Source organism: Yimella radicis, from assembly GCF_054778255.1.
Map to the genome: position 1 here is coordinate 74,883 of NZ_BAAGZR010000024.1, position 15,181 is coordinate 90,063.

Sequence of the window (15,181 nt, forward strand, 5' to 3'; positions counted from 1 at the left end):
CTGAGAACACATGTCTCTCGAAACACTCTGGTTCATCATCATCGGCGTCCTGTGGACCGGCTACTTCGTGCTCGAAGGCTTCGACTTCGGGGTCGGGATGTCGCTACCGATCCTCGGCAAGGGCTCGGACAAGGCCGACACCGACAAGCGTCGCCGCGTCCTGCTCAACACCATCGGCCCGTTCTGGGACGGCAACGAGGTCTGGCTGCTCACCGCCGGCGGTGCGATGTTCGCGGCGTTCCCGGCCTGGTACGGCACGCTGTTCAGCGGGTTCTATCTGGCACTGCTGCTCATCCTGGTCGCCCTGATCGTGCGCAACATGGGCTTCGAGTACCGCCACAAGCGTGACTCGGACGAGTGGCGCAAAGGCTGGGATCTCTGCATCATGATCGGCTCGTTGCTGCCGCCGCTGCTGCTCGGTGTGGCGCTGACCAACATCGTCGCCGGTGTGCCGATCACCCAGGACCGGCACCAGGAGTTCATCTTCACCGGCAACCTGTTCACGCTGCTGAACCCGCTGTCGCTGCTCGGTGGTCTGGTGTTCGTCGGCCTGTCGCTCACCCACGGCGGCCACTTCATCGCGCTGAAGACCGCCGGTCAGATCCGCCACGACGCCCGCGCCTTCGCCACCAAGGCCGGCCTGGTGACGGCGGTACTGGCCGTCGTGCTGCTGCTGTGGGTCGGCCTCAAGACCGGCAACGTCGGCTCCTGGATCACCACGGCGATCGCGGCAGTGTCGCTGCTCGCGGCGATCTTCTTCAACACCAAGGGTGCGGAGGGCAAGGCGTTCATCGGCACCACCATCACCTGGGTGATGGCCGTCGCGACCTACTTCCTGGCGATCTTCCCGAACGTCATGCCGAGCACGACGGATGATCGGTTCAACCTGACGGTCGAGAACGCGTCCAGCTCGCACCTGACGCTGCAGATCATGACCGGAGCAGCGCTGATCTTCACCCCGATCGCGCTGGCGTACACCGCGTGGAACTACTGGGTGTTCCGTCGCCGGATCAGTGTCGAGCACATCCCCGGCGCCGTCGACCCGCTGAAGATCCAGGACGAGGTGGACGCCTGACATGAAGCCGTTCGACCCCCGACTGGTCAAGGAAGTACCCGCCACCCGAGTGCCCGTTGTGGTGCTCGGTGTGCTGGGTGGCCTGTCGGGGGTCGCGGCCATCTCCGGTGCGTTCGCGATCGCGGCGCTGGTGGTAGCTCTGGTCCGCGGGCACTCGCTGACGGGCCCGGCGGTCGCGGTTGTTGTCGTCTTCGTAATCCGCGGTCTGCTGTCCTTGCTCACCGAGCAGGTCGCGTCCTGGGCGGCGACCCGCATCTCGGGTGCACTGCGTCATGACTACCTGCGACGGATGCTCGCGGCGCCTGCGGACGAGCGTCCGGACGCCGCCCGTCTGATGACGGTCTCGACCCACGGGGCGAGTGCGGTCGAGCCGTATGTCGCCCGCTACCTGCCCTCCTTGGTGGCGGCTGCCGTCGTGCCACCGCTCGCTGTCCTCTGCCTGCTGTTCGTCGACTGGAGCAGCGCGCTCATCGTGGTGCTGACGTTGCCTCTGCTGCCGGTGTTCGCGGCCCTGATCGGACGCTTCACGCAGGACGCCACCGAGAAGCGGTGGAAGACCCAGACCCGCTTGTCCGGTCACTTCCTGGACGTGATGCGCGGACTGCCGACGCTGGTCTCCTACGGCCGCGCCGAGCACCAGGCCGAACAGGTTTCTGCGGTCGGCGACCGGCACCGGGTCGCCACCGTCCGCACGCTGCGGATCGCGTTCATGTCGTCCGCAGCCCTGGAACTGCTGGCCACCATCTCGGTCGCGATCGTCGCGGTCTGGACCGGCATGCGTCTGGCATGGGACGAACTGGAACTCGGTGTCGCGCTGACCGCGATCCTGCTCGCGCCGGAGGCGTACTGGCCGATCCGCCGGGTGGGGCAGGAGTTCCACGCCGCCGCCGACGGTGTCGAGGCGATCGATTCGTTGCTTCCGAGCGCGCCGTCCGACCGCTGGTCGTGCCGTGCGGATGAGGAACGAAACCGCACGCGCCGAAACCAAGGTGTTGCGGACGCAGGAGCCGCAAGGAGAGCGCTGGTGCTGGACGGCGTCCGCTATCGCTACCCGGGCACCGACCACGACGTGCTGGACGACGTCTCGTTCACGGTCGAGCCGGGCCTCACCGTGCTGGCCGGACCCTCCGGATGCGGCAAGACCACGCTGCTCGAACTGCTCGCCGGACTGCGCACATCGACGGCCGGCACCATCGAGCGTCCGACCACCCACCTGGTCACCCAGACCCCGTTCATCGCGCCGATGAGCGTGCGCGACAACCTGCTCTTCGGTGTCAGCGACACCTCACGTCTCGACGAGGCGATGTCTGCCACCGGCTTCGAGCGCATCCTCGGCACCCTCCCCGCCGGTTTGGAGACTGCGTTGGGAGACAACGGCTTCGGCCTGTCCGCCGGCCAGCGCGCCCGTCTCGTTCTCACCCGAGCCTGGCTGAGCGACGCCGACGTGCTGCTCGTCGACGAACCCACGGCGCACCTCGACCCCGAGGCGGCGGACGACGTCCGCGACCTGATCGTCGATCTCGCCGCGCGGCGTCCGGTGGTGGTCGTCAGCCACGACGACGAACTCATCGACCGCGCCGATCACACCATCCGCCTCACTCACCGGGCGGCGGCCCGATGAACCAGTGGACCCCGTACGGACCATCGATCAAGAAGCAGTCGCCTCCGTCACGCGCCAAGATCGTGATCGCCGCAATCATCGGCGGCCTCGCCGTCGGATGCGGTGTCTTCCTGACCGCCACCTCGGGCTGGCTGATCGTGCAGGCGAGCAAGCACCCGGTGATCCTCACCCTGCTCACCGCGGTCGTCGGGGTTCGCGCGTTCGGCATGGGACGCCCGGCGTTCCGTTACGTCGAGCGGGTCATCTCGCACGACGCCGCGTTGAACTCGTTGCGGCACGAGCGCACCGAGGTCTACCGGCGACTCATCCCGCTGACCCCGGCCAGGCTCGGACGCCGGCGTCGCGCCGATCTGCTCACCGGCGTTGTCCGGGACCTCGACGATGTCGTCGATCTACAGGTGCGCTCCGTCGTGCCGTTGATCGCCACACTGGTCGCGTCGGCCGCTGCGGTGACCGTCGCATTCGTGCTGAACGCAACAGCCGGGTTCGTGCTGGTGATGTTCTGTGCTTCAGCCGTGCTCGTGGGGGCGCTCGACCTCGCGCTGGAACGCCGCGGCCAGGCGCAGGTACTCGAAGCACGCGCAGCGGTGCAGCGCGCGGCGCACCTCGTGTCGGCCAACCCCGCCGAGCTGCAGGCGATCGGGGCATCCGACGAAGCTCTGCGCTGGATCGACGAGGCGCAGGCCGAGCTCGAAGGCGCGAGTCGCCGGCAGGCCCGCGGGCGCTCGGTCGGTCTCGGACTCTCGTTGGCGCTCACCGGGACTGCCACCGTCGCACTCGGTTACCTGTTGTTCGACCCGGTGCGTAGCGGTGACCTGGACACGCCCCTGGCAGCCCTGCTCGTGTTCATGCCGTTGGCGCTCGGCGACGTGCTCGGCCTGATCCCGGACGCCGTCGGCGCGCTCGCCCGCGGCCGAGCTGCCACGAAGCGGCTGAGCGTCCTGCTCGACCAGGCTCCGGCGGTCGTCGCGACTGCTCACGACGAACCGGGCACGGACACGACTGTCGAGCTGCGCGATGTCAGCGCCGCCTGGACCGACGATGCGGTGCACCTGGCGCCGCTCGATCTGATGATCCGTCCGGGCGAGCACGTGACGATCACCGGCCCGAACGGCTCCGGCAAGTCCACGTTGCTCGCGGTGCTCGCTCGTCACCTCAACCCGGCGTCCGGGTCGTACCTGATCGGCGGACGCGACGTCCGCAGCCTGTCGCTCGACGCCGTCCGTGACCTGTTCGCCGTCGTCGACGACGAACCCCACATCTTCGTCGGCACCGTGCGCGCCAACATGCTGCTCGCTCGTCCGGGAGCGTCCGACCAGCAGGTCGCGGCAGCCCTGGTGCAGTCCGGGCTCGGACACTGGCTCGCCGCGCTGCCCGCCGGCCTCGACACCGAACTCGGCGACGGCAACCGAGGCGTCTCCGGAGGAGAACGAGCCCGACTGGGGATCGCACGCGCAGTGCTTTCGGGTCGTCCGATCGTGTTGCTCGACGAGCCGGTCGCTCACCTGGACACCCCGACCGCACGCGAGGTGCTCGCCGACCTGCACAGCGCGACCACCGGCCGCACCGTGATCCTCGTCGCGCACCAGCCGGTGGGAACCATCGGTGCCCAGCGAGTCGTAAAGTTGAACGATCACCGCTCCTACGAGCCTGCACCATCGGGATGGACCTCATGAATCGTGACAACGTCAGCGCCAACGGCCTCGGCGACCTCGAACGCGCGATCATGGAGTGCCTGTGGGCCACCGAGACTCCACTCATCGTGCGTGAGATCGCCGAACGCCTCGAACAGACCGACGGCAAGAAGCGCGCCTACACGACGGTGATGACGGTTGCCGACCGTCTGGCCAAGAAGGGCCTGACCGAGCGCGTCCGGGACGGGCGTGCCTGGCGCTACAGCGCGGCGTCCAGCCGTGAGGAGCTCACCGCCCAGGCGTTGCGCGAAACGCTCGCCGACTGGGGTGGCTCGGCCGAGTCGGACGCCGTGCTGCACTTCCTGCAGGACATGCCCGACCGCGATCTCGCCCGCGTCCGCAAGGCGCTGGAGGCGCTTTGATCAGCCGACGAGAGTCGCAACGGTGAGCAGCCCGGGCAGCTGCAGCACGAACATCGCGGTCAACACCGTTCCGAGAGCCAGTCGCCGGCGGTAGGTGCCGTACGCCAGCTGCTCGACGCGGATCACCGCATCGTCCGTCGCGCCCAGCGCCGACGCCGGGTGTTGTCCTTCGGCGAGCGCCAGCATCGCGGTGGCGACCGGCCGCTTGCCGGTCACACCGACGGCCCAGCGGTCGGCCAGCAACTCGATCAGCAACTTCACCTCGCGCAGCCCGGCAGTGCTGCGCACGGCCGCGGGCACGGCGGTGTGCAACACCGTGAAGAACTCCAGGACGAGGTCGTGCCGCTGTCGCAGATGCGAACGCTCATGTGCCAGAACGGCCTCCAGTTGATCCGCGTCGAGAGTGTCGAGCGTTCCCTGGGTCAGGATCACCCGCCGGCTGGAGCCGGGAACGCAGTACGCCGTCGGTGTCGGGTGAGCCAACACCCGGACGTTCTCCCCGAGGGCCGCGTCATCGATACCGATGAGGTCGACCAGTTCGGTGTGCTCACGGCGTCCGCGGCGTAGGTCCGTGCCGATCCGGTGGCCCTGCAGCAGCAGGCGAGCCAGCAGGAAGCCGGTGACCACGAGACCGGCCAGCAGGAGTGTCAGGTGCTTGCCGGGGTCGGGATCGTGATGTCCGGAGGTCGCTCGGGCGTACAGAAGGACGGCCAGCGGGGCTGCGAGCAGTCCAGAGGCGACGGCGGCGAGCGATACGCTCTGCCACAGCAGCAAGGCCGCCGCGGGCACCGAACGCAGTGCGGTGAGCCGGGGGAGAAGACGGGGCATCGGCCAGGCCAGCAGCACCGCCAGCAGTATCAACGCCACGACGAACACGCGTCCATTATCGCCAGGACGGCTCCTCGCCACGAGGTCGGTCGGCAAGCGCGTCGAAGGCGGGTCGGGCGCCCGTTGCTAGGCTCGTCGGGTGAGGCTGAACTCCGCTGAAATTGCAACCGTTCTGAGCACCGAGGTGCCGGTCGAGGGCGAGTTCACCGCCGTGACCAATGCATCGAACCAGGTGCAGCCCGGCGGGGTGTTCGTCGCGATCAAGGGGTTCACCAGCGACGGTGCCAAGTACGCTCCGGGCGCGATCTCCCGCGGCGCACGACTGGTGGTGGCGCAGGAACCGATCGACGGCGTGCCGACGGCTGTTGTGCCGGACGCCCGGGTTGCCCTGGCACAGTTGGCGTGTGCGTTCGCCGGGAATCCGTCACATGAACTGACCGTCTACGGCGTCACCGGAACGAACGGCAAGACGACGAGTTCGTATGTGCTGCACGGGATTCTGTCGGCCGCGTACGGCGAGGACGCGACTGGCCTGCTCACCACTGCCGAGATCGTGGTCGGGAGACACCGCGAACCGGCGGTGCGGACGACGGGCGAGGCACCTGTCGTCCAGGGCAACCTGCGTCGCATGCTCGACGGCGGCGCGAAGCATGTCGTGCTGGAGACCAGTTCGCACGGTCTCGCGCTGCACCGAGTGCTCGGCACGCGTTACGCGGCAGCCCTCTTCACCAATCTCACGCGGGATCACCTCGACTTTCATCCCGACATGGAGGACTACTACCGCACCAAGCGGAGGCTGTTCGAGCGCACCGACGGACCCAAGCTGGTCAATGCCGACGACGAGTACGGTCGCCGCATCGCCGACGAAGTAGACGGCACGCTCACGTACGGTGCTTCCGCCGACGCCGACTACCGCATCGAGGATGTCCGGCTTGAGGGTGCGGGCACCGCGTTCATGCTGAAAACCCCCGCCGGGCAGTCACTCGCGTTCCGTACTCCGCTGCTGGGTGACTACAACGTGCACAATGTCGCGGGCGCGTCGGCGTTGCTGCTGGAGATGGGCATGGACGCCGACACGCTCGTCGCGGCGGCGCAGACCATCCCGCAGGTGCCCGGCCGGTTCGAGCGGGTCCCGGCCGCTGCGGATCGCGGGTTCGAGGTGATCGTCGACTACGCCCACACCGACGATGCACTCCGCGCCCTGCTCGAGGTGGCCCGTGAGGTGACCTCGACGCGAGGTGATGATGCCCGGTTGATCGTGGTGTACGGCGCTGCGGGAGAACGGGATCCGGCTAAGCGTGCACCGATGGGGACGGTGGCCTCCCGACTGGGTGACATCAACATCATCACCACCGACGACGCGTACTCCGAGGACCCGCAGGCCATCGCCGACGAGGTGATGAGCGGTGCCGACAGTTCGAACACGGCGGTCGTGCTCGAACGCCGCGAAGCTATCCGTCAAGCCCTGGACGAGGCGCGTCCGGGCGACGTCGTGGTCGTCGCCGGCAAGGGTCACGAACGCGTCCAGCACCTGCCCACGGGTGACATCGACTTCCACGACCCGACCGTCGTCACCGAGCTGCTCGCCGACCGTTGATCGGGTGCTTCGTGCGCGGGAGTGGTTTCGGCGCACGCTGATTCGTTCCTCATCGGCGTGGCTCAACCAGCGGGAGTTGTGTGGGGTCACGGAGTTGCTCGCTGATCGCTGAGCGGGTGCTTCGTGCGCGGGAGTGGTTTCGGCGCACGCTGATTCGTCCCTCATCGGCGTGGCTCAACCAGCGGGGATTGTGTGGGGTCACGGAGTTGCTCGCCGATCGCTGAGCGGGTGCTTCGTGCGCGGGAGTGGTTTCGGCGCACGCTGATTCGTTCCTCATCGGCGTGGCTCAACCAGCGGGGATTGTGTGGGGTCACGGAGTTGCTCGCTGATCGCTGAGCGGGTGCTTCGTGCGCGGGAGTGGTTTCGGCGCACGCTGATTCGTTCCTCATCGGCGTGGCTCAACCAGCGGGAGTTGTGTGGGTCAGCGTCCTGCCGCTGGTCGAGCCCATACCCTCTCGCTGGTTGAGCCCTACGCATGAGGAACGAATGCGTAGGCGCCGAAACCGCTCGCATTCGTCGGTGTTCCGGCACAGCGGAGGGCAGCGGGCGGCGCACGGTGGAATCCCGATCAACGCTGTGGTGTTGGTGTGGTCATGAACGTGAGCCAGATCCTTCCCCGCGGCGTCGAGTTGCCGGCCGCGGGCACCGTCACGCTGTTCTCCACCGGGTGGTGTGGCTACTGCCGCCGGTTGAAGGCCGGCCTCGACCGCGAGGGCATCGATTACACCGAGATCGACATCGAGCGCTCACCCGCCGCGGCAGAACTCGTCGAGGTGATCAACCACGGCAACCGCACTGTGCCGACCGTGGTCTTCCCGGACGGGGACTGCGAGACCAATCCCTCGCCGGCACAGGTGCGTTCACGCCTCCGCGGAAACTGAGTCGTGACGAGAGTCCTGGTGCTGGCCGACACGCATGCGCCTCGCTTCTGGAAGACGGTGCCGCCGGCGCTCGTTCCGCTGCTCGAGCAGGCCGACCTGATCCTGCATGCCGGTGACGTGTGCGTCCCGTCGGTGCTCGACGAACTGGCCGCTTACGCGCCCGTGCGAGTGGTACTCGGCAACAACGACGGGCCGGACGTGGCGGCGTGGAACGCCGGGGTGCCAGAGACGCTGGAGTGGGAGATCGACGGTCTGCGGGTGGCGATGATCCACAACTCCGGTGCGCGCCAGGGTCGTGGCCGCCGGATGCGGCGTCGTTTCCCGGACGCGGAGCTGGTCGTCTACGGGCATTCGCACATCCCGATGGACGTGGTCGACGACGGGTGCCATCTGTTCAATCCCGGATCGCCGACCGACAAACGCCGGCAGCCGCGTCCGACTGCCGGGATGCTGGAGATCGAGGCCGGCGCACTGGTGCGCCACGACCTGATCACCCTCTGAACTGCACCGGGGCATCGGCCTCAGTCGAACGCTGCGTCGACCTCGTCCTTCGGAACTTCGTCGAGCGAGGCGTGCGTCCACTTCGGGGCACGGTCCTTGTCGACCAACTGCGCACGCACGCCCTCGGCGAAGTCGGCGTGGTGTGACACGACGCGGGCCAGTCGCAGGTCCTGGGCCAGCACCTCGTCGACCGTTTCCATCGAGGCCGCCCGGCGCAGAGCCGCCAGCGTGACCGAGACCGACCAGGGCGAACGCTGCGCAATCAGTTTGGCGGCCACCCGGGCCTGCTCGACGGACGAGGTGCGAAGGCGTTCCAGAATGACGAACGCGTCATCCCCCGCGTAACACTCGTCGATCCAATCCTGTTGTCCGGCAAGTTCGCTGCGCACGTACTGCGCCTCATAGTCAGGTGCGCGTCCGTCGGCGAGCGAGGAGACGACGGCCGGCCACGACGCCGAGTCGATAACGGCGTCCGAGAGCCCGGCGTAAACCGCGTCCGCACCGGAGATCATCTGCCCGGTCAGTGCCAGGTGGGTGCCGATCTCGCCGGGCGCCGAGGCGAGCAGGTGCATCGCGCCCACGTCCGGGAAGAAGCCGATGATCGTTTCCGGCATCGCGACCTTGGTGCGTTCGGTTGCCAGCCGCAACGAGCAATGTGCCGACACCCCCACGCCGCCACCGAGCACGTACCCGTCCTGGAAGACCACGATCGGTTTGGGGTAGGCGGCCAGGCGGGCGTTCATCGCGTACTCGGCTCCGAAGAAGTGCTGACCGTCCTGGCTGTCGAGGATCTCCGTGCGCACTGCGACTACATCGCCGCCCGCGCACAGCCCACGCTCGCCGGCGCCCTCGATCGTGAGCGAGCTGATCGCTTCGTCGCGCTCCCACTGCTGCAGTTGCGCATCGACGGCCTCGACCATGGGCAACGTCAGTGCGTTGAGTGCCTTCGGCCGGTCGAGCACGATGCGGCCGAGACGCCCCTCCACCTGGAACTCCACGTCAGTCATAGCGCCACCTTCTCAGACGGACGCGTCCGCTTGGCGTAAGGAGCGACGATCACGCCTTACGCCCGGGCACGAGTCCGTACCACGGCGTAAGGCGCGACGGTCGCGCCTTGGTGCGGGGTGGCTGTTGAGTGCGGCAGGATTGCAGTCGTGCGTGAGACACCGCCCCTGGTGATTGCCCATCGCGGATCGAGCGAGGCTCACCCCGAGCACACACTGAGGGCGTACGAACAAGCCTTCGAGGACGGCGCGGACGGCGTCGAGTGCGACGTCCGGCTGACGTCCGACGAGCAGCTCGTGTGCGTCCACGACCGCACACTCCACCGCACCAGCAGCGGCACCGGCGTCGTCTCCCAGTTGACGCTGGAACAGTTGCAGGAGTTCGAATGGGGCTCCTGGAAGGGCGAGGGTCACACCGGCTCGCTGCTCACCCTCCGGGAACTGATCGAGACGCTGCTCGACGGGCCGCGCAAGCTGCAACTGGTGATCGAGACCAAGCACCCGTTCCGGCAACCGGCTCGCATCGAGGAAGTGCTCGCCGAGGTGCTGGAGGAGTACGGGCTGCTCGATACGGCGACGGCCGATCTGCAGGTGCGACTCATGTCGTTCTCGTCCCGGGCAGTCGCGCGCTTCGTACGGTTGGCGCCAGAACTCGAGCGGGTGCAGTTGGTCGAGACCGTGCAACTGCTTCGCTACCGCACCTGCGTCGGTCCGAATGCCTCGATCGCCGGTCCCGGTATGGGGTTGCTGCGCCGGGACCGCAAGTTCGTGGCCCGCCACCACGCGGTCGGCAACCACGTGCACGCGTGGACCGTCGACTCGCCCGAGGACATCCAGTTGTGCCTCGACCTCGGCGTCGACGCGATCATCACCAACCGACCCGCTGCAGTTCGAGAGGCTGTCGAGCGCGCCTACTCCTGAGATGACAAACTTGCGCGCATGACCGAAGACGGCTCCACCAACGACTCCTGGGTGCGCACCGTGCGCCTTGCCTTCACCAGCGACTCCGTGCCGGAGGTGCGGCGCGTGTTCACCGAGGACCTCGCCGGTTCACTCGTACCCACCGAGGTCATCGAGGAGACCGAGACCGTCGTCTCCGAACTCGTCGCCAACGCGTTGCTGCACGGCCGCCCGCTGCCCGACGGCACCATCCGAGTGCACTGGAAGGTGCGGCCGCCGCGCATTGAGATCGAGGTCAGCGACGGCGGTGGTGAGCGTTCGCCCCAGCCCAAGCCCCAGACCCCCTGGGCCAACAGCGGCCGCGGCCTGCGCATCGTGCGTTCCCTCGCCCACGAGTGGGGCGTCGCGGACGAGGACAGCCGCACCACCGTCTGGGCTGCCATGGGTGGCCCGAGTCGTCGCCGGGTCTGACCGGTAACTCACCTGCGGGCCACCCACCTGCGCTGGTTGAGCCCTACGCATGACGAAGGAAGGCGTAGGCGCCGAAACCAAGGTGACGCGAGGAGCGCATTGAGCCCGGGACCGATTCGGTGCCACGGGTAGGTACGCTGACCCACCATGGGCAAGGCTTCGCGACGTAAAGCACAGAACAAGGCCGCCGGCATCAAGCCGGCGAAAGTACAACCGGCACCGTACGTCGCCCGACCCTTCGAAGGCCTGCCGAACCAGGCCCAGTGGGTCGCCATGCGCGAGATCGTGCCGGCCGCGTCCGCCCCGGTGACCGTCGAGGTCGACGGCACCAGCCACGACATCACGCTCGCCACCGTCCTGCCGATGGGTTGGCCGGCGATGAAGCGCGACACCGGCGAGATCTTCGTCGCCCTGCAGTCGCTCACCGGCTCCGGTGATGCCAGCCGCGACCTGGCCGAAGTCGTCCGCGCCGCAATCGAACTCGAGGCCGGCATGCCGCTCGAGGACGCTCCGCGCACCACCGCCGACAGCCCCCGGATGCAGGACTTCGTCAAGAGCGACGACCTCGAGGTCACCGTGCACGACGGGTTCGACTTCTGGGTCGAGGGCCAGGACCTCGACGAGGCCGGTCGTGCTTCGATGGACCGTGCGAACGAGTCCGTGTCGCCGACGGTCCGGATGAAGGACGTCCCGTCCGCGTACTGGTGTCAGATCGGTCAGCGCACCTATGTGCGTTGGATCCTCGAGGTCGACGAGGACAAGGCGACGGATGCCCTCGCGCGTCTGCACGCTGCCGGTGAGAGCGGCCTCGGCCAGGGACGTCTGCTCGGTGCATTCCGTGCGTACGGCCTGCTCGTCCCGGTGTGGGAGGTGGACGCGTCCGTGGAAGCTTCCGCGCACGACGCCGAGATGAAGGCGCTCGCCGCCCGTTTCGACAAGGCTGTGAAGAACGACGCCGCGCTCACGCCGCAGGAGCGTCGCGCCCGTAACGGCGTCGTGAGTCGACAGATCACGCTGCGCTGATGCCGGTCCGGCAAGGGGTCATCGCGATCGTCCCGGCCAAGGACGAAGCGGCAAGGATCGAAGCCACGGTGCAGGCGGTGTTGAGCCTGCCCGAGGTGCTGAGCGTCATCGTCGTCGACGACGGGTCCGGCGACGGAACACACCAATTGGCAGCGGACGCAGGCGCTTACGTGTCGCGGCACCCGCGCACGCTCGGCAAGGCGACCGCGATGGACAGCGGTGTCGTCTACGCCGAGCAGCTCGGTTACGGCAGGAGCCCCGTGCTGTTCGTCGACGCCGATCTGGAGGACTCCGCTCACGAGATCACCCCGCTCATTCGGCCGATCCTTGCGGAGGAGGCTGACATGACCATCGCCACGTTGCCTGCGCAGAAGACCTCCGGTGGTGGCACCGGACGCGTCGTCCGACTGGCTCGTGATGGCATCCAGGAGGCCACCGGGCGACGTTTCGAGCAGCCGCTCTCCGGACAGCGCTGTCTGAACCGGGAGGCCCTCGACGAAGCTCTGCCGTTCGCCACCGGCTGGGGTGTCGAGGTCGGGATGACGATCGATGTCCTGCGGGCCGGTCTGCGCGTGCAAGAGGTGCCGGTCGCCCTGCACCACCGGGTCACCGGCACCGATCTGGGCGCGCAGTTGCATCGTGCGAATCAGTTCAAGGACGTCTGGATCGCGCTTCGCCAACGGCGGGCCAAACGGTGAGGCTGCTTCGGCAGTCACGAATCCCGTTGCTGCTGCTTGCGTTCGGCCTTCTTCTGTTGGTCGGCGCCGGCCGCACCTCCGCAGCCAAACCTCCTCTCGGACCGGGCGAGTTCGCGCCCGGCCCTTTCGTTCCCTGGTATCCCAGTGCCGCCGTCGTCACGACGATCCTGTTCGTCGCCTGCATCGCCGGAACGATCGGCGTTCTGCTCGGCCTGTTGCGGATGCCTCCGCGTCCGGCCCGGTGGTGGGCCGTCGCGCTGCTCGGCGCGGGAGCGCTGCTGACCGGACCGTTCGGTTCGGCTGACCACATCAACTACGCCGCCTACGGTCGCATCGCCGTCAGTGGTGACGACCCGTACGTCGAGTCACCGATCAAGTGGCATCAGGGCCTCGACCCGGTGGCCAGTGCCGTGCAGGCGCCGTGGCAGGACACCCCCAGCATCTACGGGCCTATCTCGACCGCGCTGCAGGCGGTCTCGTCCGCGGTCGGCGGGACGAACCTGCGCGACACCGTCTGGATCTGGCAGTGGTTCGTCGTCTTCGCCTGGGTCGCCGTGCGAATCCTGTTGCTGCGCATGGCCGCCGACGATGTCTCCCGGCGCCGCGTGGACGTGCTCTGGACCTTCAACCCACTGGTGTTCAGCGTCCTGGTGCTCGGCGCCCATGTCGACCTCATCGCCGGAGTGTTCGTGCTCGGCGCGCTCTGGGCGATGCACAAGAAGCCTGTGGCGGCAGGGATCTTCGTCGGTTCAGCCTTCGCGACGAAGGTGACCTACGGCGTCGTCCTGGTGGCGATCCTGTGGGCCTGGCGGACGCTCGACCGCGAGCGACTGAAGTCTTCCGTGCTGCGACTGTTCGGGGGTTTCGCATTGGTCGTCGTACCTGCGTATCTGATCGCCGGGCCCAACGTGCTGCGCCAGCTGAAGGCGGCCGGCGGTTCGTTCTCGTACGCGTCCCCGTGGTCGCCGGTTATCCGGGGGCTTCGCCATTTCATGCCCGAATGGGCCGTCACCGCAGTCGTTTTCGGTCTGTCCGCCGCCGGCATGATCGCGTTCGCCTGGTTCGGCTATCGGCTGGCGTGCCGACTCGGACTCGCAGACTCGATCCACGACGACCGCACCCGCGACGCCGTCCTGGGGACGTTCGTGCTGATGACCGCTTACGTGCTGCTCGCGCCGTACACACTGCCCTGGTACGACGCAGTCACCTGGATGTTGCTGCCGCTGGTGATCCCGTTCGTGTGGGACGCGATCCTGCTGGTGCGCCACCTGTTCATGACGCTGGCGTACGTGCCCGGTCGCGCCACCGGGGTCGCGCCGTCCGTGCAGGAATGGACGCTCGGGTTCCGCACCAATGTCACGCCGTACGTGTGCTGGGCCTCGCTGCTGGCGCTCGCCGCTCTCGCGTGGCGCTCAACGAAAGCAACCGACCACACGTAGCGCAGAACCCACGCCGGTCAGGCGTGGGTCGGGTACTCGTGACCGCCGTGCGCGGGTCCCTCGAACTGGATGGTCGAGTGCTCGATCGCGAAGTCGTCCCGGAGCCTTCGCTGGACGGCGTCGAGCAACTGCAGCGTGTGCGAATCGCGGAAGCAGGTGTCGTCGACGACCAGGTGTGCGGTCAACACGGGCATTCCGGTCGCAACCTGCGTCGCGTGCAGATCGTGCACGTCACGCACGTGGGGAAGGGCCAGGATGCTTTTCCGGACGGCCACGAGATCGAGACCCGGAGGCGTCGACTCCATCAACACGTGCACCGCTTCGCGGAGCAGGCGGACGGTGCGCGGCACGATCAAGGCGACGATGACCAACGAGGCGAACGCGTCCGCCCGGGTGAAGCCGATGGTCGCGATCACCACAGCGGCAACGATCACCGCGACCGAACCGAGGGCATCGTTGGCGACCTCGAGGAACGCCGCTCGCATGTTGAGGTCGGCTGATCGCGAACCGGCCAGCACGGCCATCCCGATGGCGTTGCCCACCAGACCGACGATTCCGAAGACGACCATGACGGTTGAAGTGATCTCGGGCGGCTCGAGCAGTCGCTGGACACTCTCGACCAGGATGAACACCCCGACGGCGAGCAGGAGCATTGCCTGCGCAGCCGCCCCGACGATCTCCGCGCGCAGGAATCCCCACGTGCGGAACGGTGTTGCCGGCCGACGCGCGAGCGTGGCGGCGACCATCGCCATCGTCAGGCCGGCGACGTCGGTGAGCATGTGGCCGGCGTCGGCCAGCAACGCCAGGCTGCCGGACGCGATCGCGCCCACGACTTCAACGACCAGGACGGTGACGGTGATGGCAAGCACGGCCGCCAACCGTCTGCGGTGATCGACCAACCCGGACGCGTGGTCGTGGCCGTGCCCGTGTCCCTGCGCGCCGCTCACCGTTCGACCGCGCCGGCGGACAGGTGGTGGGTGTAGGCCGCGCCCATCTGCGAGCGCCCTGCATTGTGCACGCAGACGAACAGGACGGACGGGCGATCAGTGTGTTCGGACATCCGTGTTCCTTCCGGGCAGGCAGATCG

Annotated in this window: 15 protein-coding genes and 1 pseudogene; 12 read left to right on the top strand and 4 right to left on the bottom strand. The window is 67.9% G+C overall.

The features are described 5' to 3' along the window. Positions 1 to 10: 10 nt before the first annotated feature. From cydB to ACYU8W_RS12655, 4 genes are read left to right on the top strand one after another with little or no spacing between them, the layout of a single operon-like run. Positions 11 to 1,075, top strand: a complete 1,065-nt coding sequence (gene cydB / locus ACYU8W_RS12640) for a cytochrome d ubiquinol oxidase subunit II (RefSeq protein ID WP_499469557.1) — start codon at positions 11 to 13, stop codon at positions 1,073 to 1,075. Between the two features lies 1 nt (position 1,076). Continuing rightward, a complete protein-coding gene (cydD, locus tag ACYU8W_RS12645) occupies positions 1,077 to 2,696 on the top strand; it encodes a thiol reductant ABC exporter subunit CydD (protein WP_499469559.1) in 1,620 nt (539 codons plus the stop codon). Then, entirely contained in the window at positions 2,693 to 4,372 is a 1,680-nt protein-coding gene (gene cydC / locus ACYU8W_RS12650; protein WP_499469561.1) for a thiol reductant ABC exporter subunit CydC, read from the top strand. The genes cydD and cydC overlap by 4 nt, the downstream gene beginning before the upstream one ends. Continuing rightward, positions 4,369 to 4,752 carry a BlaI/MecI/CopY family transcriptional regulator gene (locus tag ACYU8W_RS12655; RefSeq protein WP_239702655.1) on the top strand — a complete coding sequence of 128 codons (384 nt, stop codon included), beginning with the start codon at positions 4,369 to 4,371 and terminating at the stop codon, positions 4,750 to 4,752. The genes cydC and ACYU8W_RS12655 overlap by 4 nt, the downstream gene beginning before the upstream one ends. On the opposite strand, the gene ACYU8W_RS12660 is transcribed toward ACYU8W_RS12655, so the two are convergent. Further along, a complete protein-coding gene (locus ACYU8W_RS12660) occupies positions 4,753 to 5,628 on the bottom strand; it encodes a M56 family metallopeptidase (RefSeq protein ID WP_499469564.1) in 876 nt (291 codons plus the stop codon). 91 nt (positions 5,629 to 5,719) lie between these two features. Here ACYU8W_RS12660 and ACYU8W_RS12665 point away from each other — a divergent pair, with 91 nt between their 5' ends. The 3 genes from ACYU8W_RS12665 to ACYU8W_RS12675 all read left to right on the top strand — a co-directional run bounded on the left by ACYU8W_RS12665 (position 5,720) and on the right by ACYU8W_RS12675 (position 8,559). Continuing rightward, the gene (locus tag ACYU8W_RS12665) at positions 5,720 to 7,177 is read left to right on the top strand and encodes a UDP-N-acetylmuramoyl-L-alanyl-D-glutamate--2,6-diaminopimelate ligase (RefSeq protein ID WP_499469566.1); all 1,458 of its coding nucleotides are present in this window, start codon (positions 5,720 to 5,722) and stop codon (positions 7,175 to 7,177) included. 593 nt (positions 7,178 to 7,770) lie between these two features. Beyond that, complete coding sequence (locus tag ACYU8W_RS12670) at positions 7,771 to 8,058, top strand: mycoredoxin (RefSeq protein WP_499469568.1); 288 nt, start codon at positions 7,771 to 7,773, stop codon at positions 8,056 to 8,058. A 3-nt stretch (positions 8,059 to 8,061) separates the two neighbouring features. After that, positions 8,062 to 8,559 (top strand): metallophosphoesterase family protein, encoded by a 498-nt coding sequence (locus ACYU8W_RS12675; protein WP_129624436.1) that lies wholly within the window; start codon positions 8,062 to 8,064, stop codon positions 8,557 to 8,559. A gap of 20 nt (positions 8,560 to 8,579) precedes the next feature. Here ACYU8W_RS12675 and ACYU8W_RS12680 read toward each other — a convergent pair whose 3' ends face one another. Further along, positions 8,580 to 9,566, bottom strand: a complete 987-nt coding sequence (locus ACYU8W_RS12680) for a 3-hydroxyisobutyryl-CoA hydrolase (RefSeq protein WP_499469570.1) — start codon at positions 9,564 to 9,566, stop codon at positions 8,580 to 8,582. A gap of 147 nt (positions 9,567 to 9,713) precedes the next feature. On the opposite strand from ACYU8W_RS12680, the gene ACYU8W_RS12685 reads away from it, so the two are divergent. From ACYU8W_RS12685 to ACYU8W_RS12705, 5 genes are all read left to right on the top strand, one after another. Then, complete coding sequence (locus ACYU8W_RS12685) at positions 9,714 to 10,484, top strand: glycerophosphodiester phosphodiesterase (RefSeq protein WP_499469572.1); 771 nt, start codon at positions 9,714 to 9,716, stop codon at positions 10,482 to 10,484. 18 nt (positions 10,485 to 10,502) lie between these two features. After that, positions 10,503 to 10,934, top strand: coding sequence for an ATP-binding protein (locus ACYU8W_RS12690; RefSeq protein ID WP_129624434.1), 432 nt, complete (start codon positions 10,503 to 10,505; stop codon positions 10,932 to 10,934). A 147-nt stretch (positions 10,935 to 11,081) separates the two neighbouring features. After that, positions 11,082 to 11,957 carry a DUF5926 family protein gene (locus ACYU8W_RS12695; RefSeq protein WP_499469574.1) on the top strand — a complete coding sequence of 292 codons (876 nt, stop codon included), beginning with the start codon at positions 11,082 to 11,084 and terminating at the stop codon, positions 11,955 to 11,957. Next, positions 11,957 to 12,655 (top strand): glycosyltransferase family 2 protein, encoded by a 699-nt coding sequence (locus ACYU8W_RS12700; protein ID WP_499469576.1) that lies wholly within the window; start codon positions 11,957 to 11,959, stop codon positions 12,653 to 12,655. The genes ACYU8W_RS12695 and ACYU8W_RS12700 overlap by 1 nt, the downstream gene beginning before the upstream one ends. After that, positions 12,652 to 14,094 (top strand): MptA/MptB family glycosyltransferase, encoded by a 1,443-nt coding sequence (locus tag ACYU8W_RS12705; RefSeq protein WP_499469578.1) that lies wholly within the window; start codon positions 12,652 to 12,654, stop codon positions 14,092 to 14,094. Before ACYU8W_RS12700 ends, ACYU8W_RS12705 begins: the two co-directional genes overlap by 4 nt. A 17-nt stretch (positions 14,095 to 14,111) precedes the next feature. Here ACYU8W_RS12705 and ACYU8W_RS12710 read toward each other — a convergent pair whose 3' ends face one another. Continuing rightward, a complete protein-coding gene (locus ACYU8W_RS12710; protein ID WP_499469580.1) occupies positions 14,112 to 15,041 on the bottom strand; it encodes a cation diffusion facilitator family transporter in 930 nt (309 codons plus the stop codon). Between the two features lie 2 nt (positions 15,042 to 15,043). Further along, positions 15,044 to 15,154, bottom strand: a pseudogene (locus tag ACYU8W_RS12715) (low molecular weight phosphatase family protein); the annotation flags it as partial. Between the last annotated feature and the right edge of the window lie 27 nt (positions 15,155 to 15,181).

Excerpts from the sequence above, each read along its gene's own strand:
- ACYU8W_RS12670 (WP_499469568.1), top strand. The coding sequence starts at position 7,771 with ATGAACGTGAGCCAGATCCTTCCCCGCGGCGTCGAGTTGCCGGCCGCG.
- cydB (WP_499469557.1), top strand. The coding sequence starts at position 11 with ATGTCTCTCGAAACACTCTGGTTCATCATCATCGGCGTCCTGTGGACC.
- ACYU8W_RS12695 (WP_499469574.1), top strand. The coding sequence starts at position 11,082 with ATGGGCAAGGCTTCGCGACGTAAAGCACAGAACAAGGCCGCCGGCATC.
- ACYU8W_RS12655 (WP_239702655.1), top strand. The coding sequence starts at position 4,369 with ATGAATCGTGACAACGTCAGCGCCAACGGCCTCGGCGACCTCGAACGC.
- ACYU8W_RS12690 (WP_129624434.1), top strand. The coding sequence starts at position 10,503 with ATGACCGAAGACGGCTCCACCAACGACTCCTGGGTGCGCACCGTGCGC.
- ACYU8W_RS12700 (WP_499469576.1), top strand. The coding sequence starts at position 11,957 with ATGCCGGTCCGGCAAGGGGTCATCGCGATCGTCCCGGCCAAGGACGAA.
- cydC (WP_499469561.1), top strand. The coding sequence starts at position 2,693 with ATGAACCAGTGGACCCCGTACGGACCATCGATCAAGAAGCAGTCGCCT.
- ACYU8W_RS12680 (WP_499469570.1), bottom strand. The coding sequence starts at position 9,566 with ATGACTGACGTGGAGTTCCAGGTGGAGGGGCGTCTCGGCCGCATCGTG.
- cydD (WP_499469559.1), top strand. The coding sequence starts at position 1,077 with ATGAAGCCGTTCGACCCCCGACTGGTCAAGGAAGTACCCGCCACCCGA.